Source organism: Bacillus sp. SIMBA_074, from assembly GCF_046534555.1.
In the GTDB taxonomy this organism is placed as follows: Bacteria; Bacillota; Bacilli; order Bacillales; family Bacillaceae_G; genus Bacillus_A; species Bacillus_A mycoides.
Genome location: NZ_JAWRYM010000636.1, coordinates 1 through 266, shown reverse-complemented (window position 1 = coordinate 266; position 266 = coordinate 1). Strand labels below are relative to the sequence as shown.

The window sequence follows — 266 nt, the reverse complement described above, 5'->3', positions numbered from 1 at the left end:
ATACAGCCCGGGGACATGCTGCCTGTTTACATCCAGCATAACCAGAACTTCAAGCAGCCTAAGAACCCAGACACGCCCATTATCATGGTTGGACCTGGAACGGGCATTGCTCCGTTCAGATCCTTCATCCAGGATCGCGAAGAAACGGAAGCGAACGGGAAAACGTGGCTCTTTTTCGGCGATCAGCATTTCGTGACGGATTTCCTATATCAGACTGAATGGCAACAGTGGTTGAAAACAGGTGTACTTACGAAAATGGATGTTGC

1 pseudogene is annotated in these 266 nt (G+C 49.2%); it reads left to right on the top strand.

The annotated features are described in order from the left end of the window. Positions 1-266 (top strand): annotated as a pseudogene (locus SB773_RS32300) (sulfite reductase [NADPH] flavoprotein alpha-component); the annotation flags it as partial.